Origin of the sequence: Plantactinospora sonchi (assembly GCF_036422035.1) — a bacterium.
GTDB classification, from domain to species: domain Bacteria; phylum Actinomycetota; class Actinomycetes; order Mycobacteriales; family Micromonosporaceae; genus Plantactinospora; species Plantactinospora sonchi.
The window spans coordinates 1-20,775 of sequence record NZ_JAZGQK010000009.1 but is presented as its reverse complement, the minus strand read 5'-3'; the positions used below and the strand labels follow the sequence as shown (position 1 = coordinate 20,775).

Genomic DNA, 20,775 nt, shown 5'->3' with positions numbered 1-20,775 from the left:
TCCGCCGACGGTCGACGCCGAATCAGTCGTCGTCCGCCTCGTCCCAGTCGAGATCCTCGTCGTCGATGCCGTGCTCCGCCATCACCTCGGTGGCCTCGCTGTCCCGGCCCTGCGCGCGCAACGCCCTGGCCAGTACGATGCCGCCTTCCCACGAGTCCGGCTCAAGCTCCAGCAGCGCCCTCGCCTCGGCTTCGGCATCCGCCGGCCGGTTCGCCCGCAGCAGCAGCCGGCCCCGGGCGGCCCGCAGATCCTCGACCTCATCCACGCCCGGTCCGTCGTCCTCGATCAGGGCCAGCGCCTGGTCCAGGCGGGCGATCGCGTCATCGAACCGATCCACCCGGGCCAGCAGCTGGGCGGCGATCTCGTGGACGGTCACCAACTCGGCCAGTGGTACGTCCGGAAGCGAGCCCCGCAGGGCGTCGATCCGGTCCAGTACGGCCAGGTCGGGCTCGACGGACGGCTGCCGCACCAGCATGATGAGCGCCTTGCGCAGGGTACGGAACTCGCCCGCGCCCGGATCGTCGACGCCCGCCGGTGGTACGGACACCCCGGCAGCGGTGCTCGGAGTCTCCGACGCTCCGACGGCGGCGGCCGGCGTCCCGGCGGGCACAGCGGACAGCGTCCCGGCGGGCACAGCGGCCGGCGTTGCCGGGGCCGATCCGGCGGCCCGGGCCCGGTACCGGTCGGCGGCGGCGAGCAGCCAGCCCACCGCCTGCGGGCCCTCGACCGCGTCGGCGGCCTGCTCCAGCAGCACCTCCGACGACGGGGCCTCCGTCGGCAGCCGCTCGGCCGCCAGCAGCGCGGTGACCTGGGTGGCGGCATCCTCACGATGCAGGTACCGCCGCGTCGAGTAGAGCTGGAAGAGCAGGTAACGGCAGCTCAGCACCTCCTCTGACAGGCCCGCCCGGTCGAGGGCGCGCAGCGCCTCCTCCGCCGCCTCCGCCGCGTCCCGCCACTGGCCGGCGTCCCGGAGTGCCCGCGCCACCGCCAGTTGGGTCCGGGCGGCGCCACCGACGTCTCCGGCAGCGGCCTGCTCGGCGAGCCGGCCCAACAGCGCGTCGACCGTCGCCCGCCCCTTCTCCCGCCGGTCGTCCGGTCGCCGGCCGGCGAGCACCGTCAGCGGCAGTTGGCCGACCAGCGGCGGCGCGGAGATCCGCGCCTCGACCCGACCGCCCTGGTGGTTGTTGCCGTTGCGGGCGTCGAACCTGGCGGCCAGTTCCCGGGCGTGCGTGGCGAGCTCGTCGGCCAGCTCGTCGACCCGGGACTCCCAGCGCCGCGCCCCGTCCTCCGAGCGCCGCCGTACCGTCCGGTCACCCTGCCCGGTCGCCTGGAGTCGGCCGAGCACCTGCGCCGCCGCCGAGGCGAACTCCATCGCCGCGTACGGCGACGAGGGCCGCTCCAGCCAACCCAGGTGCCGTTCGATGATGTCGAGGCCACGTACCTCGTTGCCGGTCAGACCGCAGAAGAGCAGATACTGCCCGAGGTTGTCGAGATGGTGCCGGTCGCCCCGGGCCCGGGCGTACCCGTTCCGGAACGCCTCCACCGCGTCGTCGTACCGGCCGGTGTGCAGCATCGGCGGCAGCAGTTCGGCGAGCATCCACTGTGGCTGTTCGGTGCAGCCACCGTTCTTGAACGGCGCGCCGACCGTGATCGCCTCCTCGTACCGGCCGAGGGAGACGAGGTGGCGCACCTGTCCCGACGGTACGCAGGCGTGGCAGTCGGAGAGGCTGTCGCGGGGCGCGGTGAGCATCCGGTCGTACCACTGCTCGGCGGCGGTCAGGTCGCCGACGTGGTGGGCCACCAGCCACCGGTGCTGGTAGACGGCGTGCAGGCTGTGTCCGCCGAGCCGGTAGCGGCGCTCCATGTCGTCGAGCACCGCCATGGTGCGCTCCAGCGGGATGTCCGGAAACTGGGGCAGTGACCAGACCACCCACTTGAAGTTCCAGAGCAGCGACCGCTCATGGTGGCCGACGCTCTCCGGGTGGCGGTCCAGGTGCGCCAGACACCAGGAGAAGGCGAGGAAGAGCCGGGCCGGGTCGCCGCCGTGATGGAAGTCGCTCATCGCGCTCATCCGGGCGTTGAACCCGAACTCGGTGTTGCCGGCCGCGTCGGCGTGCCGGAACACCGCGTCCAGCGCGGCGAACCGGGCGGCGCCCCGGGGCAGCGTGTGGGCCTGCTGGAGCATCCGCTGCAGGTCGCGCTCCGAGGTGGTCACCGGCCCTCCCCGGTGGGCTCGTCCCGATCCACGACCGGCCCAGGGCTGGTGCCGGCCGGACCGGCGCCCCCGCCCATCGCCCGGCCGAGAAGCCCGAGGAACGACTGGTTGAGCGCGGCGGTGTCGACCGGGCGCAACGGCTGGTGGCCGAGGAGCAGCGCCTGGACGTACAGCCCCTCGACCGCGAGCACGGTCAGCTCCTCGTCACCGATCCCGACCGCCTGCCGGACCAGCGGGTTGCGGTGGTTGAGGACGAGCCTCGGCCGTTCGTCGTGCCCGACGGTGAACGACCCGAGAATCGACGCCCAGGTCTCGTCCGCCGCCTCCTGCTGCCCGTGCCGCAGGTCCATCCGCAGCCCGGTGTCGCCGTCGAGCAGGTAGAGAGCCGGGAGGCTGACCGGGTCGAACGCGTTCACCTGGACCTCGACCCCGAACCGGTCGAGGGTGCGCTGCGCGGTGGCCAGGAACGGCCGTACGGCCGACGCGGCGGCCGGGTCCAGCGGCTCCAGTTCCGCGGCGAGGTCGGTGGAACTGAGCGCCTCCACCCGGATCGACGGGTCGACGTCGGGCAGCCGTGCGACCAGGGCGGAATCGTAGACGTACCCGGCGTTGACCACCGGGATCGACTGGGCCGCGGCGACCGAGGCGATCTGCCGGAACTCGTCCACCGACGGGCTGTACCGGACGGTGCCGTACCGGTCCCGGAACTCGGCCAGGGTCAGCGGACCCTGGTTGGTCTCGAACGGCCACCACTGGTCGAGCAGGCGGAGCATCTCGTCGTCGTGCACCGCCAGCGCCTTCACCCCGAGGTGGTGGATCCGGAGGAACTCGGCGAGTTGTCCGGAGTCGCCGCGCCCCAACCGGGTCAGCCAACCGCGCAGCCGGTCGCCGAGGACGTCACGTACCTCGGTCAGCAGCGAGTCCTCGTAGAGCGCCTCCCGGCTGGCGGTCGGACGCAGCTCGCTGGTGTCGACCACGCAGCGGACGAAGAACGCCCACTCCGGCAGCAGGCCCTCGATGCTCTCGGAGAGCAGCATCTGCTTGAGGTAGACCCGGTGCGCCACCCGGGTCGCCGGGTTCGCCGGGGCCGGGAGGACAAACGCCACCCCGCGCAGGCCCGCCTCCGGCACCGCCAGGTCGACGGTGGCGAACGGCGAGAACCCGAAGACCTCCCGGCAGTAGTTCTCCAGCCGGGCCCGGCGCGACGGGCCGCTCTCCGCCGGGACGTCGTCCCAGGGGGCGGGTCCGCCGGTGACCAGGGTGTCGCCGACCCGTACCGGGACCGGCAGCATCGAGCCGTAGAGGGTGGCGAGCCGGCGTACCGTCTCGGTGCCGAGCCAGTGCTCCATGTCTCGGCGGGGTGCCAGGGTGACCGTGGTGCCGGGCTCGGGGCGCTGCCGGTCGGCGGGAGCGAGCCTGACCTCGTACCGGCCGTCGGCGTACCCGGTCCACTCCACGGTGGGTTCGTCGCCGTGCCGGGTCCAGACCCGGATCTCGTCCGCGACCATGAAGCAGGAGAGCAGGCCGATGCCGAACTGGCCGAGGAACTCCTGCCGGGCGAATCCGAAGTCGTCGCGTTTGGAGCTGCGGCCGATCGTGGCGAGCAACTCGTGCACCTGCGACTCGGTCAACCCGATGCCGGGGTCGTGGATCCGCAGCGTGCCGTCACCGGTCGACTCCGCCGGCTCGATCCGGACCCCGTCGGACACGTCCCCGCCAACGGCCCGCCGCGCGGTCATCGCGTCGACGGCGTTCTGCAACAGCTCGCGTACGTAGACCTGCGGGCTGGCGTACAGGTGGTGACTGAGCAGGTCGACGATGCCGCGCAGATCAACGTGGAACGTGTAGCCCACCGGTGTTCTCTCCCCCGTGCCGCTTCCGTTGGGCATGGACCGTACCGGTCGGGGCCGACATCCGGTACCAGGTTGTCGGCGCCCGGCGGCGCCTGCCGGGGCTGAGGTGTCAGGAAGGGGCCCTTCTACAACAGAAAGCGATGACAGGGGGCCCTTCCTTACCTCCGGAGGAGGTAGGCGAGGGCGCCGACGGCGAGGACGCCGACGCCGGCCAACACGCTGCCGAGCGGCAGGGCCAGCACCAGCAGCAGGCAGCCGACCAGGCCGAGCGCGGCGAGCGACCGGACCGGCAGCCGGCGGTCCGGGTCAGGCCCGAGGGTGAGGGCGGCGGCGTTGGTGATCGCGTAGTAGACCAGCACGGTGCAGCTGGAGAAGCCGATCGCGTGCCGGATGTCGCCGAGCGCGACCACCACGGTCACCACGGCGGCGACCGCGATCTCGGCCCGGTGCGGCACCCGGTGGCGGGGGTGCACGGCGGCGAGCACCCCGGGCAGGTCGTGCCGCCGGGCCATCGCCAGCACCGTCCGGCCGACCCCGGCGATCAGGGCCAGGAGTACGCCGACGACCGCGATCGTGGCCCCGGCCCGGACCACCCGGTCGAGTCCGGTCAGCCCGGTCGCCTCGACCACGTCGGCCAGTGGCGCGGTCGAGGTGGCGAGCCGGGCCGGGCCGAGCACCGCCAGGGTGACCACCGCGAGGGCGAGGTACGTCAGCAGCACCAGGCCGAGGGCGAGCGGCACCGCCCGGGGGATGGTGCGCTCCGGTTCGCGTACCTCCTCGCCGAGCGTGGCGATCCGGGCGTAACCGGCGAAGGCGAAGAAGAGCAGTCCGGCGGCGGTGAGCAGGCCGACCGGGACCAGCCCGTGGTCGATCGACCCGGCGCCGCCGGTCGGTTCGGCGATCCGGGCCGCCCCGAACTCCCCGCCGAACAGCCCCACCGCCGCGACCAGGAGCAGCACCGTCACGGTGACGGCGACCAGCCAGCGGGTGGCCCGGGCGGTCTTCTGCACGCCGCGCAGGTTGACCACGGTCAGCGCCAGCACGGCGGCCACCGCCACCGGTCGGGCGTGTCCGGGCCAGAGGTACGCCCCGATGGTCAGCGCCATCGCCGCGCAGCTCGCGGTCTTGCCGACGACAAAACCCCAGCCGGCGACAAAACCGGCGAACGGGCCGAGCCGCTCGCGCCCGTAGACGTAGGTGCCGCCGGATTCCGGGTAGCGGGCGGCGAGCCGGGCCGAACTGGTCGCGTTGCAGTACGCGACGAAGCCGGCGACCGCGAGCGCGACGAGCAGGCCCGCTCCGCTGCCGGCAGCGGCGGTGGCCGGGGCGAAGACCACGAAGACCCCGGCGCCGAGCATCGAGCCGAGGCCGATGATCACCGCGTCGGTCACACCCAACCTGCGGGCAAGCTGTTCCACGGAGCGTGACCCTAGCCGGGTCGGATGAACAGCGGGCGTCAGTCGTCGGCGGTGAGGCCGGCGGGCCGGTGCACCCCGCCGGGCAGCGGAGGCACGGGCAGGTCGTCCCAGGGCACCCGGGTGAGCAGGCGTCCCAGCAGCAGGCCGAGCAGCAGGCCGGCGATCGAGTCGGTGATCCAGTGCCAGCCGAGGTAGGTGGTGGTGCAGAAGACGATCGCGGGCGGAACGACCCGGATGGTCCGGTACAGCGCGGGCGGGGCGTCCGGCCGGCCGAAGGTCCGCAGCAGCGCGGCGACCAGTACCGCCATCGCCGCGTACCAGACGATCGCGTTCGCGACGTGCCCGGACGGGTACGACAGGTCCCACTCGTTGGCCGGCAGCGTGTTGAAGAGTCGGACCGACTCCTCGGGCGGCAGCTTCGAGCTGGGCGCCGCCCGGTCGGTCAGGATCTTCACCGGGCCGACCACGAACGAGGTGAGCGCGAACGCGCCGATCCCGACCAGCAGCGGCCGGATCGACCGGGTCCGGAGCATGACGAGTGCCGCCAGCCCGAAGGTGATCGGCATCAGGAACCAGCCGCCCTGGCCGAGCGAGTTCAGGACCCTCGTCACCCAGTACGCCGACTCCGGTCGGTGCGCGTTGGCCCAGGACCGGACCGCGAGGTCGAGGTCGTGCAGCTGCCCGGCGGCGAGCGCGGCGGTGAGTCCGATCACCGCCGCGAGCAGCAGCCCGTCGAACCACCAGCCGGCCGGGCTGACCGGACGCAGCCGCAGCGGCCGCCGTACCGTCGTGGTTTCCCGCATCCGACCACGCTACCGGGCGGACGCCCGGCGCCCGGGACGGCGCCGGCGGTGTGTGCCCAACCACGTGGGGAGGCGGTGGGCGGCGCGGACCGGCATGCTTGATACCCGTGCGGATCACTTCGGCTCTCGTCGACCCGGCGTTGCTCGACCTTCCCTGGTCGACACCGCTGGAGCAGTGGCCCGCCGACCAACTGGTGGCGCTGCCGCAGGGTATTTCCCGGCACATCGTCCGGTTCGTCCGCCTGGCCGGCACCGTGTACGCGGTCAAGGAGACCGGCGAGCGGGTCGCCGAGCGGGAGTACGACCTGCTCCGTGCCCTGGAGCGGATCGACTTCCCGAGTGTCGAGGCGGTGGCCATCGTCGCCGACCGGCACAGCCGGGACGGCGAGCCGCTCGACCCGGTGTTGATCACCCGGCATCTGCAGTTCTCCCTCCCCTACCGGGCGCTGTTCTCGCACACGCTGCGCCCGGAGACGATGACCCGGCTGCTCGACGCGCTGGCCGCGCTGCTGGTCCGGATGCACCTAACCGGTTTCTTCTGGGGTGACTGTTCGCTCTCCAACACCCTGTTCCGGCGGGACGCCGGGGCCTTCGCGGCGTACCTGGTCGACGCCGAGACCGGCATGCTGCACCGGCAGCTCTCCAACGGGCAGCGGAACGAGGACCTGGAGATCGCCCGGGTCAACATCTTCGGCGAGGCGCTGGACCTGGAGGCCGCCGGACTGCTGCACGACGCGATCGACCCGGAGACGGTCTCCGAGGAGGTCGTCCAGCGGTACGAGCGGCTGTGGCACGAGATCACCTACGAGCAGCAGATCGAGCGGGAGGCCCGGCACGACATCGAGGGCCGGATCCGCCGGCTCAACGAGCTCGGCTTCGACGTCGCCGAGGTGGCGATGTCGATGGTGGACAACGGGCGCTACCTGGTCCGGCCGAAGGTGGTCGACGCCGGTTACCACACCCGGCGGCTGCTCCGGCTGACCGGGCTGGACGCCGAGGAGAACCAGGCCCGTCGACTGCTGAACGACCTGGACACCTACCGGGCGGAGAGCGACCTCACCGACGAGCAGCAGGCGGCGCACCGCTGGCTGACCGAGGTCTTCGAGCCGGTGGTCCGGGCCGTGCCGACGCACCTGCGGGGCAAGCTCGAACCGGCCGAACTCTTCGTGCAGATCATCGAGCACCGCTGGCGGCTCTCCGAGCAGGCGGGCCGGGACCTTGGACTGGCGCCGGCCGTGCAGTCGTTCCTTTCCGACGTGCTGGTGCACCGGCCGGACGAGCAGGCCGTGCTCGGCGTCGAGGTCGGCTGAGCGGCGGTTCGCCGTCGACGTGGCCGGTGGCGTACGTCGACGGCCGGTTCAGCAGGGCTCGACCCGGTACAGCCGCTGCTGACCGTAGGTGAGCAGCGGCAGGCCGATGATCGGGGTCGGCTCGTACCAACTGCGGGCAGCGCGGTCGGGCCTGGGGACGCGTCGCCGCCGACGGGGCAGGTCGAGGGAGCGCAGTCGGGCCCGTACGACGTCTTCGGTGCTCCGGCCGCGGATCGTGCGGCCGATCTCGGCGGCGATGGCCGCCAGGCGGTGCATGTGAGTCGACAGGTTCATCCGGACCTCCTCGGGGGATGATGACGATCCCAGTATGACGACATCTGTCCACAGGAAACAACATCTGAGACCGGCAACCGGTCGGCGGCGGGTCAGCGCAGGGGGCTCCACCTCGTACCACCGCTGTGGGACCGACGGCTCTAGGCTGGCCGGACCATGGTGACCTTTCGCAGCCGTACCGTGCGGTTCGGCTATCTGCTGACCGCCACCCTGCTGGTCCTGCTGGCCGGCGCCGCCGTCGCCTCCGGCATCCGCGGCTGGCGCGGGTCGCGGTCACCATCGATCTGGACGCCGGAGTTCACCGCCCGGGACGGGCTGCTGCTGGCCGGGTTCGCCGTGCTGTGCCTCGTGCTGGCCGTGCTCTGTTGGCTGGCCTCCCGACAACGTCTCGACGTCGACGAGACCGGCATCAGCTGGGTCGGTCCGCGCGGACGTCACCGGTTGGACTGGGCCGAGATCGGCCACGTCGACGTGCTGATCGGCGTCCGCAACGGACAGGTCCGGGTGCGTGCCGACCGTCGGGTGTACGTCGTCTTCGGCACCGTCGGGCCGTTGTTCGGTACGGCCTTCGGCGAGCGGCGGTTGACCAGGGTGGTGTCCCGTCCCCCCGAGACCGCCGCCCGGGAGATCCGGGAGGTCTACGACGCCCTGGTCGCCGGCCGTCTCCGGCACGGGTCCGACCAGGACACGGTCCACGACCAGCAGAGCGGTGGACCAGGCCGGCAGGGCGGTGGACCAGGCCGGCAGGGCACCGTGCCGGACGGGCGGGGCGGGAAGCCGGATCAGGAGGGTGTCGACGGGCGCCGGGCGGGTGGGATCGACTGACCCCGCCGGCCGGACCGACCGGCCTTACCGGACGGAAGCGCCCGGGACACGGTCGGCACCGGCTCGTCCGGCCGGTACGGCGGTGACGGGGGCGGGCTACTCGCCTCGCGGAGCAGCCGGTTGAGCCCGGCACGACGGACCACCACGGTCAGCCGGTCACCGGGGCGGAGCTGGTGCTCCGGCGGGACCGTCCACTCGATCCGACCCTGCCCGGCCCGGGTCAGCGCGATCACCCGGATCCCGGCGGCCGCACCGACCGACCGCAGTTCCCGGCCGGCGAGCGACGAGCCGGCGGCGACCGGCACCTCCGCCACCAGCAACGCGTGCCGGTCGACCGGGATCGTGGCGATCACCGCCCGGTTCAGCAGCGCCGCCGCGAAGGAGGGCGCGGCGAGGTACGACACGCTGCGGGAGACGTCGATCGCGAACGTCTTCTGGATGCGCTGGGCGAAGTCGCCGTCGTAGAGCCGGAGCACCACCCGCAGGTCGGGGCGGGCCGTCCGGGCGTTCAGTGCCGCCTGCAGGTTGCTGACGTCGTCGGTGGAGACGACGACCAGCGCCTGACAGCCCGCCACCGAGGCGGTCTCCAGCGTCTCCTCCCGGGCCGCGTCCCCGATGATCAGCGGTACGTTGAGCCGTCGGGCGACCGCCGTCCCCCGGGCCTCCGGGTCCTTGTCGATCGCGACCACGTCGATCCCGAGGTCGTGGAGCTGGTACATCACCCGGGTACCGACGTTGCCGAGCCCGACCACGATCACGTGTCCGCTGCGCTCGCTCGGCAGCACGCCGGCGTCCAGGGCGAGTCGGGCCTTGACGATCCCGTCCACCACGGCGGCGGTGATCAGCGGGATCAACGCCAGCCCGGCGATGTTCAGCACCACCTGGAGGACCTGCGCCGCCGCGCTCTTGTCGAGGTCCGGGTCGGCCCCGACGACGGTGGTGACCAGGGTCAGGTAGAGGGCGTTGCCGATGCTCTGGTGTTCGATATAGCGGAGCAGGAAGCCGAGGACCAGCACCACGCCGAGCACCACCAGCGTGGCGATGCCGATCTTGCGGGTGGCGAACGAGCGTACCGCCCGGAGCAGTACCGACTTCCGGCGCCGCCGACGGCGCCGCATCCACTGTGACCGCCGCTGGTCGGCCAGGTCGGCGCCGTTCTGCCCGGCCGCCGCCGCCAGCACCAGGTCGGCGATGGCCGGGTCGGCCGGCAGCACCACCGGATGGTTCGGGTCGTGGGTGTCGGCGAGCGCGCAGACCACCTGGTCCGGGTGGACCTCGGCACGCGGGGCGACGTACAGGGTCCGGCCGCCGTACCGGAAGTACGTCGGCGCGACCTCGCCGAGCGCCGCCGCGACGAACGCGGGAGCCGCCATCGACGCGTCGGAGAGTACGGCCGCGTCCGCGAAGAGCTGACGGATCTTGTAACCGAGGCTCATGTTGAACATCCGTAGCACCAGCCGGAGTTCGGGCTCGACCTCCTGCGCGCAGAGCGCCGCGTCGATGTTGCCGACGTCGTCCTGGTGCAGCAGGGCCAGCCCGGCCGCCCCGACCAGGCCCGCCGCCCGGAACGTCACCTCGTCCAGCCGGTCTGCCCGGATCAGTCGTACGCCGCGGATCGCCCGGAGGTCGGGGCCGCCGTCGCGGTGCCGCAGGTGCGGGACGATGACGGTCACCCGGATGTTGGCACCGTTCGGGTCGTTGCCCAGCAGCTCCTGGACGAGTTGGACAACAAGGGCGTCCCGGCCGCAGACCACGTAGTGCGGGCGGGTGTCCCCGACCGGTCGCAGGCCGTCCCGGAGTCTGGTCTCGAACGCCCGTCGGGCCTTTGTCCGCCAGAGATCCGCCATGTCCGGATCGTAGTCAGCACGATCATTCGGCGGGACCCCTGACGATCATGGGCCGGCAGGGCAGCCGGCAGGCGGAACCGGGCCGGCCGACATGGCAGCCGTGGTTAGGGGGTAGTCGCGCCAGGTGCAGACGTTCCTGCCGTACCCGGACTTCCGGCGCAGTGCCCGGAGCCTCGACCAGCGGCGGCTCGGCAAGCAGCGGGTCGAGGCGCTGCAGGTGCTGCGCGGGCTGACCCGCCCCGGGTACGGCTGGCGGCACCACCCGGCGGTGAAGATGTGGGCCGGCTACGAGGAGGCGCTGGTCCGGTACGGGCTCGACATCTGCGACGAGTGGTGCTCGACCGGCCGGGCGGACACCTGCGCCGGCACGCTCGTCGCCGACCTCGCCGCCGGTTGCGGCCTGACCGAGGTACGACAGCAGGACGCACTCGCCGACGCGGGCGAGTTGCCGCCCTGGCTGGGCCGGGAGGACCTGCACCTGAGCCACCGCTCCTCACTGCTGCGCAAGGACCCCGTCCACTACCGGCCCATCTTCGGCGACGTCCCGCCCGACCTGCCGTACGTCTGGCCGGACTCGGACCGGCCGCCCCGCTGCCGGGACGACGCCGCCGCACCGACGACGCCACCGCCGTCCCCGCGATCCGGGTAGGCGGGCATGTCCGACCCGGTTGACGTACTGGTGGTGGGCGGCGGGGTCGCCGGCATCTCGGCGGCGGTGGTGCTCGCCGAACGCGGCGTACCGGTGACGGTCCTGGAGGGGCGTCCGACGCTCGGCGGGCGGCTCGGCAGCACGCCGGTCACCCTCGCCGACGGCACCGTGCAGCCGGTCGACCACGGCTTCCACGCGTTCTTCCGGCAGTACCACAACCTGCGGGCCGTGCTGCGCCGGATCGACCCGACGCTCGGCCTGCTGCGCCCGGTGCCCGGTTATCCGGCGCTGCACCGGACCTGGCCGGCGGAGGAGTTCGGCCGGCTGCCGGCCGCCCCGCCGTGGAACATGCTCGCCCTGCTGCTGCGCAGCCCCAGTTTCCGGCTGCGGGACCTGCGCCGGATGGACGGCCGGGCGGCGTTGCCCCTGCTGGCGTACCACCCGGAGCGGACCTTCGCCGAGCTGGACGGTACGACGGCGGCCGAACTGCTCGATTGGCTGCGGCTGCCGGACCGGGCGCGGGCGATGCTCTTCGAGGTCTTCTCGCACGCGTTCTTCAACCACGAGGCGGAGTTCTCCGCCGCCGAAATGGTCGCCAACTTCCACTTCTACTTCCTCGGCAACTCCGAGGGGCTGGGTTTCGACGCCCCGGACGCCGACTACGAGACGGCGATCTGGGCCCCGCTGGCTGGCCAGCTATGCCGACGCGGCACGGTCATCCACCGTGGAGCAAAGGTGGTGCGGGCCGGCCCGGAGCCGACCGGCTGGCGGGTGTCGACCGCCGACGGCGCCGTGCACCGGGCCCGGCACCTGCTGCTCGCGGTCGATCCGCCGGCCCTGGTCGAGCTGGTCGGAGGCTCGCCGGAGCTGGCCGCCACGGCACCCGTACTCGCCGGTCGGGTGGCCCGGCTCGGCGTCGGGCCGCCGTACGCGGTCGCCCGGTACTGGCTCGGCGGGGACGTGGCACCGGACCGGGCGATCTTCAGCAGCGTGTCGCGGGAGCAGACCCTGGACTCGGTGACGCTCTACCACCGGCAGGAGACGGCATCCCGCCGCTGGGCCGCCCACACCGGCGGGTCGGTGCTGGAACTGCACGCGTACGCCTGCCCGGACGGCGTGCCCGCGCCGGAGCTGGCCGAACGGATGCGCCGGGAGCTGGCCGGGCTCTGGCCGGAGGTGGCGACGCTGCCGGTACGTGACCTGCGGGCCCGGGTCGAGCGGCAGGCCCCGGCGTTCCGCCCCGGCGACCACGCCGAACGCCCCGGGGTGGTCACCGACGCGGACGGGCTCTGGCTGGCCGGCGACGGGATCGGCACCGACGTGCCGAGTGCGCTGCTGGAACGGGCTGCGGTGACGGGCATCCAGGCCGCGAACCAGATCCTGCGTCGGGTCGGCGCGCCCCCCGAACCGGTCCGGGCGATCCGCCGGTACGGTCTGCTCGCCCGCCGCCGTTGAACCGCCGGTGACGATGTTCCGTTCCGGCGGGAATTCGCCGTCGTTCGCCGGTGACCATGCTCCGGTGCGGTCAGGGTTCGCCGGCCGCGGCCCAGCCGACGGCGGCGAGGCAGAGCAGCAGCACGATGCCGCCCCGGCTGGTGGCGATCCGGGTCAACGCCCAGGCCACCTGCCGCATCCCGGGCAGGCTGGCCCGGGTCTTGTGGTAGTCGGCCCAGGCCCGCCGCGCCACCGCGTACGCGATGCCGACCACAACACCCAGTGTCACCCCGATCAGCAGGGTGGCGACGGGAAAGGGGCGTTCCACCAGGTCAGTGTGGTCCCCTGTGACCGCCGGCCACCATCACCCGATGTAGTGACACCGCCGGATGGATCACCCTGCGGCAGCCGGATCAGTTTTCCGGCAGTCGGGCGACGATGTGCCGGGCGATCTCGAACGAGCTGGTCGCGGCCGGCGACGGGGCGTTCAACACGTGCACCTGCCGGTCCGCCTCGACGATGAGGAAGTCGTCGACCAGGCTGCCGTCCGGACGGACCGCCTGGGCGCGTACCCCGGAACCGGCCGGCACGATGTCCGCGCCGGTCAGCTCGGGGACCAGCCGGGCCAGGCTGGCGGCGAAGCGTCGGCGGGACAGTGACCGAGCCACCTCGGTCCAGCCGTACCGGTGGTGTCGGCGGGCCAGTGCCCAGAGCCCGGGATAGCTGGCCTGCTCCCAGACGTCGCGCGGGCTGAACCGGCGCCACGAGTAGCCCTCCCGGGCGGTGGCGAGTACGGCGTTCGGCCCGGCGTGCACACTGCCGTCGATCATCCGGGTCAGGTGTACGCCGAGGAACGGGAACTGCGGGTCGGGTACCGGGTAGATCAGTCCGCGAACCAGGTCCCGACGGTCCGGGACAAGTTCGTGGTACTCGCCCCGGAACGGCACTATCCGCACCGGTGGGTCGACCCCGGCCAGCCGGGCCACCCGGTCGGCGTGCAGCCCGGCACAGTTGACCAGTACGTCGCCGGTCAGTTCACCCGCGTCGGTCGTCACCCGTACCTGGCGACCGGTGGCGTGTACCCCGGTGACCCGGGTGTTGAGCCGCAGCTCGGCACCGCCGTCGGCGAGCAGGTCCGCCAGTTTCCGGCAGACGGCGGCGAAGTCGACGATCCCGGTGGACTCGACCCGCAGCGCGGCGACCGCGGCGACGTGCGGCTCGTGGGCGGCGGCCTCGGCGGCGTCGACCAGGGTGACCGGCAGTCCGTTGGCGACGGCCCGCTGGTGGAGTTCGTGCAGTCGGGGCAGTTCGGCCGGCTCGGTCGCGACGATCAGCTTTCCGCAGGTGGCGTAGGGCAGTCCCTGCTCGGCGCAGAACCGCACCATCGACGCGCTGCCGGCCCGGCACAGGGTCGCCTTGAGGCTGCCCGGTCGGTAGTAGACGCCGGCGTGGATCACCCCGGAGTTGTGCCCGGTCTGGTGTGCCGCCCAGCCGGACTCCTTCTCCAGCACGGTGACCTGGTCGCCGGGTCGGTCGAGCCGGAGTCGGTGGGCCACCGCCAGGCCGACGATGCCGCCGCCCACGATCAGGTATCTGGTCACCAGCGCACCCCCACCCGATCACGTAGACGCCGATCGTAGAGGGACGTGCCCGCCGTCGTACGTCCTCCGGGTCGTCGTCCGGACCCCCGGAACCGCCGGCCCGAGGCGTCGAGTCCGAGACATATTGCCTGGTCAGAGCGAAATTGGCGGCTCGTCAGGGATGGCACTGTCGGGTTGACGACTGGCCGCTCCCCAGGGCCGGAGAACAGCACGAATATCAATGCTGTCTGGATCGCCCCAATTGAGAGAGTTTTTCGTGACCGGGAGGTCCCGATGCCGACCTACGCCCAGCTCCAGGCCGAAACGTGGTGGGGACGGGAGCTGACCACCCCCGAACTCGCCTGGCTCGGTGCCGAACTGTGCCGCCGTACCGGGCGGCCGCGGGGCGCCTTCGGGAACAAGGGCGACAACAACCACCTGCGGGGCGCCCACCGGTCGCAGGAATGGATCCTCAAGTCCCGGTACGCCACGTCCCGGACGTACACCGTGCAGACCGGGCTGACCGCGACCCAGGCCCGGCACATCGCGGGGGTGGACTTCACCCCCGGCTCGGCCGCCCAGATGGTCGCCCAGTGCAAACGCCTCTACGCCGCGCTCCGGGCCGGCCGGCTGGAAGAGGTGCGCGAGTTCTACGGCAACGTCGACGGGGACAAGGTCGTCGACGGCTGGGACAACGTCCGCGACCGGGCCGCCAGCAGCGACTCCAGCCACCTGTGGCACTGGCATCTGACCCTCGACCGACGGCACTGCGCCAACCGGCCACTGATGGAGCGGATCCTCGCGATCGCGCTCGGAGACCCGACGGAGGAAGACGTGGACGACGCGACCATAGACAAGATCGCGACCCGTACCAAGACGAAGGTGCTGGCCGACTCCGGGATCCAGCAGTTGCTGACCCGGGTGCAGCAGTTGACCGTCAGCCAGGCGGCGCTGCTGGACGCGGTGGGCCGGGACCCGACCGACGAGCAGGCGATCGTCGACGGCGTACTCTCCGGGCTCGGCGCCCGGAACCTGGACAGCGTCGCCGAGGCGCTCAGGACCGCGTTCGGGGACCGGGCGGCGGAACTGGCGGCGAAGCTGGGCACCCCGGCGAGTTGACGTGTGGGCGACCTGGCATCTCTGCTGCCGGCCGGCGGTTTCGGCGCCGTCGGTGTCGGCGGCCTGCTTGTCACGGTCGTGGCGTACCTGCTCAACGCCAACCGTGCTGATCGCAAGGAGTACCAGGAGGCGATCGACCGTGCGGAGCGGCGCGCGGACGACGCCGCCCGGCGTACCGACGCCGCCGAGCAGCGTGCCGAGGCGCTGCAACAGGCCGTCGACGAGGCCCGCCGCACCCGTCGGGCCGCCGAGGACCGGCTCGCCCTGCTCGAACGCGAGATGGCCCGCTACCGCCCGGAGAACTCGGCCTGAGCCCCCTGGGACGGACGCGCAGATGCCCGGGGCGGAGCTGGTCGTCACCGGGCTACGTCCCCGCGTACCCCGCCCGGGTCGCCCCGGACGGCCGGAGCGGCCGGCGGCTCTGGTGGAGGTCCGGCGATGACGGAGGCGGAGCGCACGGTCAGCGACGACACGGTGGAGTTCCGACGCCGGATGGACCGTCGGGTCCGGCGCCGGCTGATCATCGTGGTGGCGGCGACCGCGTTGCTCGCCGCCGCCGCCGGCTGGGGTTGGGCGAGCCTCGGCCGGCAGGCGGCCGTGGAGCAGCAGCGCGCGGACAGCGCGGTCTCCGGCGCGGAGCAGCTCTGTCAACAGGTACGCCAGCTCGGCGGCGAGTGTGTGGTGGATCCGGCGGACCTGCGGGGCGAACGGGGGCCGGCCGGACCGGCAGGGCCACCCGGCCCGCCGGGAGTGCCCGGACTGGACGGGCGCGACGGCCGACCCGGGGCGACCGGGCCGCCGGGGCCGGCCGGACCACCGGGAGCGACCGGGGCCAACGGCGAGCCGGGGGTACCCGGCGGGTCCGGGGCGGAGGGTCCGGCCGGACCGTCGGGTCCGGAGGGGCCACCCGGCCCCCCGGGTGAATCCGGTCCGCCGGGCGATCCCGGTCCGTCGGGGCCGGACTGCCCCACGGGTACGACGTTGCGCACGTTGGTCGTGGTGACGACGGAGGGGCCGGAGGAGATCGCCGCCTGCGTCACCACCGACGACACCCCGGACAACTGACCGGGGCCGATCCGTCGGAGGCCGCTACCGGCGTGCGCCGCCCTCGCGGAGTGTCTCGATCGCCGCGACCTTCTCCGCCGACGACGCCGTACCGTGCAGCACCGCGTCGATCGGGTCGCCGCCCTGACGCAGCGCCCTGATGATGATGACCTTGAGACTGTCCGGCCGGTCGAGCCCCAGCACCCAGTCGATGAGTTCCTCGGACCGCCCCGGGCCGCCGGGCTCCTCGCCGGTCGCCAGGTAGTCCTCGATCGCACCGGGCTGCCAGCCGAGCGCCTTCTCGACCTTGCCCAGCGAGAACGACTTCACCCGTACCCCGGCTTCGACGTTGCGCCAGGTGACCGGGCTCATCTTCGCCCGCGCCGCCACCCCGTCGATGGTCTCGCCCGCCTGGTGCCTCGCCTGCCGGACGAGTTGGCCGAGGCGGATCCGGCGGGTCGCCTCCTCGTTCGCCACTGGCCCCCCGTTCAATGTGGATCGTGGTCGTTTCGGGCCGGCCAAGGTTACCGAATCAAGCGCTGACAGGAACAGCAGGGAACATGTGCGGCGAAGCTCCCGACACCTTTTTCATCGACCCTCATGGATCGGGAGGAGCGATTCCGGCAAGCTTTGCCGCTGGAGGGGCAGTCGACCCTCCGGTCACCTGCTGTTGCTACCTGGTGACTGCTGTGCCTAGAATTCAGCCATGGGCAAGCCCAGAGCGCGGCCCGGCACCGCGGTTCCGATCGACGGGGCCGAGCTGAGGCGCATCCGGATCGAGCGGGGCATCGAGGTCGCCGACCTCGCCCGCCGACTCCGCATCTCCCGTGGTTACCTGACGAAGCTGGAACTCGGGCACTCACCCAGAGCCAGCGTCACGGTGTACGCCAACCTCGTACGGTTACTCCAGCCCGCCGACCCGTACGCGTTCCGGGCCGACCGGGCCCGGCCGGTGGCCGGGTCACGTACCTGATCGACGGCTCAGGCGCTGTCGGTTGCCTGACAACGCCGGCCGGCTCAACCGATCGTTGGCCCGCCCCTCCCATCACGCCGCCGCGGGTCGCGACGGCTGGTCGGGACGGTCGCCTTCATCGGGGGCCGCGGCCCTCTGAAACCGTGCGACACCGGTGACCCGCCGAAGGGGGCCGGAGGCTCACCGACAGCTGTGCGGGTAGCGGGTTACTGGAGCCCCCGGCCGGGATCGAACCGGCGACATCTCGCTTACAAGGCGAGTGCTCTGGCCAACTGAGCTACAGGGGCGTGATGTCCGTGGTCAGCATAGCCACTCATCGCCTCCTACCACGTCCGGCACCGATTCCGGCAGCCCGGGTTCCGGAAAACCTGGCGACAGTTGACGGTACAGCGTCCCCAGATGCCCGAAATGTGCGTCAGATAGCTCCCAATGCAGCGCCCCGACCTTGGCATGTGAGAAAAACCCGTTTACCGTGGCGTGACGCGGATGACAACCAACGCTGCCCATGGCCGGCCGGGACGTCACCGCAGGGGCCGGTGCGGCGACGCGCCGGTCGCTCCTTCACTCGGATCGTCCGGCACGTTCCTGCCGGTGAAAGGAAGCGCTTCACCATGGCTACGGTCACCTACGCGAAGGCCACCCGGATCTACCCGGGTACCCCGCGCCCCGCGGTCGACCACCTCGACCTGGAGATCGGCGACGGCGAGTTCCTCGTCCTGGTCGGCCCCTCCGGTTGCGGCAAGTCCACCAGCCTGCGGATGCTCGCCGGTCTTGAGGACGTCGACGACGGCTCGATCTTCATCGACACCCGCGACGTCACCCACCTGCCTCCGAAGGCCCGCGACATCGCGATGGTCTTCCAGAACTACGCGCTCTACCCGCACATGACCGTCTACGAGAACATGGCGTTCGCGCTCAAGCTCCGTAAGACCTCGAAGTCGGAGATCGACCGGCGAGTCAAGGAGGCGGCGGCCCTGCTGCAGCTCGAGGAGTACCTCGGCCGCAAGCCCAAGGCGCTCTCCGGCGGTCAGCGTCAGCGGGTCGCGATGGGCCGGGCGATCGTCCGCGAGCCGCAGGTCTTCCTGATGGACGAGCCGCTGTCCAACCTGGACGCCAAGCTCCGGGTGCAGACCCGTACCCAGATCGCGACGCTGCAGGCCAAGCTCGGCGTCACCACGGTCTACGTCACCCACGACCAGGTCGAGGCCATGACCATGGGCCACCGGGTGGCGGTCATGCTGGACGGCGTGCTCCAGCAGGTGGACACCCCTCGCGAGCTGTACGACAGCCCGGCCAACGTCTTCGTCGCCGGCTTCATGGGCTCGCCGGCGATGAACATCAAGACGGTCCCGCTGACCGACGCCGGTGCCGTCTTCGCCGACCTGACCGTGCCGCTCACCCGTGAGCAGATCGCCGCCGCCCAGGCGGACGGCGGCAACGGCAAGGTCACCGTCGGCTTCCGCCCCGAGGACTGCGACCTGGTGGCGCAGAGCGAGGGTGGGCTGGCCCTGGTCGTCGAGCTGGTCGAGGACCTCGGTTCGGACGCCAACGTCTACGGCCACGCCACCATCGACGGGGTCTCCGAGCGGTTCGTGGTCCGTACCGACCGCCGGAATATGCCGAACATGGGCGAGACCGTGTACGTCCGGCCGCGCACCGGCCGCAACCACGCGTTCCACGCCGGCACCGGCACCCGGATCTGACTCCGGTACGCCTGAACTGAACGCCCGACGGGGCGGTCGCCTCCACCGAGGCGACCGCCCCGTTACGTATTCTCGACCTTGACGATCCTCGATCGCCGGGCCGCCACGACCTCCGGTTCCGCCGGATCGACCAGACCGGATTCCACGCGTCGGCTCTCGTGGCGGATCTTCGCCCCCACGGGACGCCGATTCGCCGTTACGGTTGTCGATCAACCCGGGGCGACGGACGCTCCGGCGATCGAAGGGAAACCGACGTGCGTACCACACGGGGATGGTCAGCCGGCGGCCTGGCCGCGGCGACCATGGTGACAGTGCTGCTGTCCAGCGCGACCGGGCCCGCCCGGGCCGACCAGACGAACACCCGGCAGGGTTCCGCCGCCGCACAGGCGACGACCGCGACCTTCGGCGCCACCGCCGACACCACGTACACCCCCATCAGCGCGGACGGCGACAACGGGGTCAAGACGACCCTGGCGTCGTGCCCGCAGTCCTGTGAGGGCAACTCGAACGGGGAACGGCAGCCGGCGCTGGCGTTCACCGTGCAGGGCCTGCCCGCCAACGCGACGAACATCCGCGCCTCCCTGGAGCTGTACTCCTGGCAGGCGTTCTCGGCCGGCACCACCGTCCACCGGGCGACCGGCAGTGCGGACGGCCCCGGCACCTGGGCGAACCGGCCCACCCTGGGCGCGGCGCTCGCGACCCGGGCCAGCGTGGCCGTCGGATACAACAGCTGGGACGTCTCGACGGCGGTGACCGGCAACGGCGGGTACACGTTCGCACTGCGCCAGTCGACGTACAACAACCGGGTGTACTGGCCCTCCCGCGAGCACCAGACGACCTCGATCCGGCCACGGCTGGTCGTCACCTACGACACCGCCACCGACCCCTGGCAGCTGGTCTGGTCGGACGAGTTCAACGGCACCGCCCTGGACACCACGAAGTGGGACGCCCGGAACAACGCCTACACCGACTACGACCTGCCCTGCATCACCAACCGTCCGGAGAACGTCTTCGTCTCCGGCGGCAACCTGACGCTGCGGGTCCGCAAGGAGCAGTACGCCTGCGGTGGCGGCGGTACCAAGCAGTACACGACGGCCTACCTGGCCACCGACAAGACGAACCAGACCTTCACCTACGGGCGCTTCGAGATGCGGGCCAAGTCGCCGACCGGTCCGACCAACTCCAAGGGGCTGTGGCCGGCGTTCTGGATGCGTCCGCAGACCGGCGGCAACGGCGAGATCGACGTGGTCGAACTGCAGGGCGGTGCGCAGTACTACCGGACCCCCGTCCAGGCGATCTTCTACAGCTACCAGCCGCAGGTCAAGCAGGACCACCGGTACGCCATGCCGACCGGTCACCCGGCCGACGGTTTCCACACCTACACCACCGAGTGGGAGCCGAACGCCATCCGCTGGTACGTCGACGGGGTGCAGGTCTGGGAGCGGACCCCGGCCACCACGCCGTGGTTCAACGAGGTCTTCCACAAGCCGTACCACCTGCGGTTGAACTTCCAGGTCGGCGGTTGGCTGGGCGATCCGGACGCGACCACCGTGTTGCCGGCCGACTTCCAGGTCGACTACATCCGGGTCTACCAGCGGACGTCCTGACCCACCGGAACTGAGCCGCGCCCGGCAGCGGGCCGGGGGCGGTGAGCGGTCAGCGTGCCGGGCCGCGACCGACGCGGCGCGTCACCGGGACAACAGGTCGG

General features: G+C 72.1%; 19 protein-coding genes and 1 tRNA gene. 10 read left to right on the top strand and 10 right to left on the bottom strand.

The window, feature by feature from the left end:
* Positions 1-22: 22 nt before the first annotated feature.
* The 4 genes from V1633_RS11780 to V1633_RS11765 all read right to left on the bottom strand — a co-directional run bounded on the left by V1633_RS11780 (position 23) and on the right by V1633_RS11765 (position 6,289).
* Positions 23-2,215, bottom strand: a complete 2,193-nt coding sequence (locus tag V1633_RS11780) for a hypothetical protein (protein WP_331214296.1) — start codon at positions 2,213-2,215, stop codon at positions 23-25.
* Entirely contained in the window at positions 2,212-4,068 is a 1,857-nt protein-coding gene (locus V1633_RS11775; protein ID WP_331214294.1) for an HSP90 family protein, read from the bottom strand. Before V1633_RS11775 ends, V1633_RS11780 begins: the two co-directional genes overlap by 4 nt.
* 158 nt (positions 4,069-4,226) lie before the next feature.
* On the bottom strand, positions 4,227-5,486 hold the full coding sequence (locus V1633_RS11770) for an APC family permease (protein WP_331214293.1): 1,260 nt from the start codon (positions 5,484-5,486) through the stop codon (positions 4,227-4,229).
* Between the two features lie 38 nt (positions 5,487-5,524).
* Positions 5,525-6,289: a phosphatase PAP2 family protein gene (locus V1633_RS11765; RefSeq protein ID WP_331214292.1), complete on the bottom strand. Its 765-nt coding sequence runs from the start codon at positions 6,287-6,289 to the stop codon at positions 5,525-5,527.
* A 107-nt stretch (positions 6,290-6,396) separates the two neighbouring features.
* Here V1633_RS11765 and V1633_RS11760 point away from each other — a divergent pair, with 107 nt between their 5' ends.
* Entirely contained in the window at positions 6,397-7,599 is a 1,203-nt protein-coding gene (locus tag V1633_RS11760; RefSeq protein ID WP_331214291.1) for a DUF4032 domain-containing protein, read from the top strand.
* A 48-nt stretch (positions 7,600-7,647) separates the two neighbouring features.
* Here the strand turns inward: V1633_RS11760 and V1633_RS11755 are convergent, their stop codons facing one another.
* On the bottom strand, positions 7,648-7,893 hold the full coding sequence (locus V1633_RS11755) for a hypothetical protein (RefSeq protein WP_331214290.1): 246 nt from the start codon (positions 7,891-7,893) through the stop codon (positions 7,648-7,650).
* A gap of 156 nt (positions 7,894-8,049) precedes the next feature.
* Between V1633_RS11755 and V1633_RS11750 the strand changes: the two genes are divergently transcribed.
* Positions 8,050-8,718, top strand: coding sequence for a hypothetical protein (locus V1633_RS11750; RefSeq protein ID WP_331214289.1), 669 nt, complete (start codon positions 8,050-8,052; stop codon positions 8,716-8,718).
* Here the strand turns inward: V1633_RS11750 and V1633_RS11745 are convergent.
* Positions 8,676-10,565, bottom strand: a complete 1,890-nt coding sequence (locus V1633_RS11745; RefSeq protein ID WP_331214288.1) for a potassium channel family protein — start codon at positions 10,563-10,565, stop codon at positions 8,676-8,678. The genes V1633_RS11750 and V1633_RS11745 overlap by 43 nt on opposite strands.
* A 124-nt stretch (positions 10,566-10,689) precedes the next feature.
* Between V1633_RS11745 and V1633_RS11740 the strand changes: the two genes are divergently transcribed.
* Positions 10,690-11,214, top strand: a complete 525-nt coding sequence (locus V1633_RS11740) for an MSMEG_6728 family protein (protein WP_331214287.1) — start codon at positions 10,690-10,692, stop codon at positions 11,212-11,214.
* Between the two features lie 6 nt (positions 11,215-11,220).
* Positions 11,221-12,669 (top strand): FAD-dependent oxidoreductase, encoded by a 1,449-nt coding sequence (locus V1633_RS11735; RefSeq protein WP_331214286.1) that lies wholly within the window; start codon positions 11,221-11,223, stop codon positions 12,667-12,669.
* Between the two features lie 70 nt (positions 12,670-12,739).
* On the opposite strand, the gene V1633_RS11730 is transcribed toward V1633_RS11735, so the two are convergent.
* Both V1633_RS11730 and lhgO read right to left on the bottom strand, forming a co-directional pair.
* Positions 12,740-12,976 carry a hypothetical protein gene (locus V1633_RS11730; RefSeq protein ID WP_331214285.1) on the bottom strand — a complete coding sequence of 79 codons (237 nt, stop codon included), beginning with the start codon at positions 12,974-12,976 and terminating at the stop codon, positions 12,740-12,742.
* Positions 12,977-13,061: 85 nt separating this feature from the next.
* A complete protein-coding gene (gene lhgO, locus V1633_RS11725; RefSeq protein WP_331214284.1) occupies positions 13,062-14,249 on the bottom strand; it encodes an L-2-hydroxyglutarate oxidase in 1,188 nt (395 codons plus the stop codon).
* A gap of 273 nt (positions 14,250-14,522) precedes the next feature.
* On the opposite strand from lhgO, the gene V1633_RS11720 reads away from it, so the two are divergent.
* The 3 genes from V1633_RS11720 (at position 14,523) to V1633_RS11710 (ending at position 16,412) form a co-directional block, all read left to right on the top strand.
* A complete protein-coding gene (locus tag V1633_RS11720) occupies positions 14,523-15,347 on the top strand; it encodes a hypothetical protein (protein ID WP_331214283.1) in 825 nt (274 codons plus the stop codon).
* 3 nt (positions 15,348-15,350) lie between these two features.
* Positions 15,351-15,659, top strand: a complete 309-nt coding sequence (locus V1633_RS11715; RefSeq protein WP_331214282.1) for a hypothetical protein — start codon at positions 15,351-15,353, stop codon at positions 15,657-15,659.
* A 126-nt stretch (positions 15,660-15,785) separates the two neighbouring features.
* A complete protein-coding gene (locus V1633_RS11710; RefSeq protein WP_331214281.1) occupies positions 15,786-16,412 on the top strand; it encodes a hypothetical protein in 627 nt (208 codons plus the stop codon).
* A 24-nt stretch (positions 16,413-16,436) separates the two neighbouring features.
* On the opposite strand, the gene V1633_RS11705 is transcribed toward V1633_RS11710, so the two are convergent.
* On the bottom strand, positions 16,437-16,868 hold the full coding sequence (locus V1633_RS11705; protein ID WP_331214280.1) for a helix-turn-helix transcriptional regulator: 432 nt from the start codon (positions 16,866-16,868) through the stop codon (positions 16,437-16,439).
* A 229-nt stretch (positions 16,869-17,097) separates the two neighbouring features.
* Between V1633_RS11705 and V1633_RS11700 the strand changes: the two genes are divergently transcribed.
* Positions 17,098-17,364, top strand: coding sequence for a helix-turn-helix domain-containing protein (locus V1633_RS11700; protein WP_331214279.1), 267 nt, complete (start codon positions 17,098-17,100; stop codon positions 17,362-17,364).
* A gap of 210 nt (positions 17,365-17,574) precedes the next feature.
* Here the strand turns inward: V1633_RS11700 and V1633_RS11695 are convergent.
* Positions 17,575-17,651, bottom strand: a tRNA-Thr gene (locus V1633_RS11695).
* Between the two features lie 324 nt (positions 17,652-17,975).
* Here V1633_RS11695 and V1633_RS11690 point away from each other — a divergent pair.
* The gene (locus tag V1633_RS11690) at positions 17,976-19,067 is read left to right on the top strand and encodes an ABC transporter ATP-binding protein (RefSeq protein ID WP_331214278.1); all 1,092 of its coding nucleotides are present in this window, start codon (positions 17,976-17,978) and stop codon (positions 19,065-19,067) included.
* Between the two features lie 254 nt (positions 19,068-19,321).
* Entirely contained in the window at positions 19,322-20,674 is a 1,353-nt protein-coding gene (locus V1633_RS11685; protein ID WP_331214277.1) for a family 16 glycosylhydrolase, read from the top strand.
* The last annotated feature ends 101 nt before the right edge of the window (positions 20,675-20,775 follow it).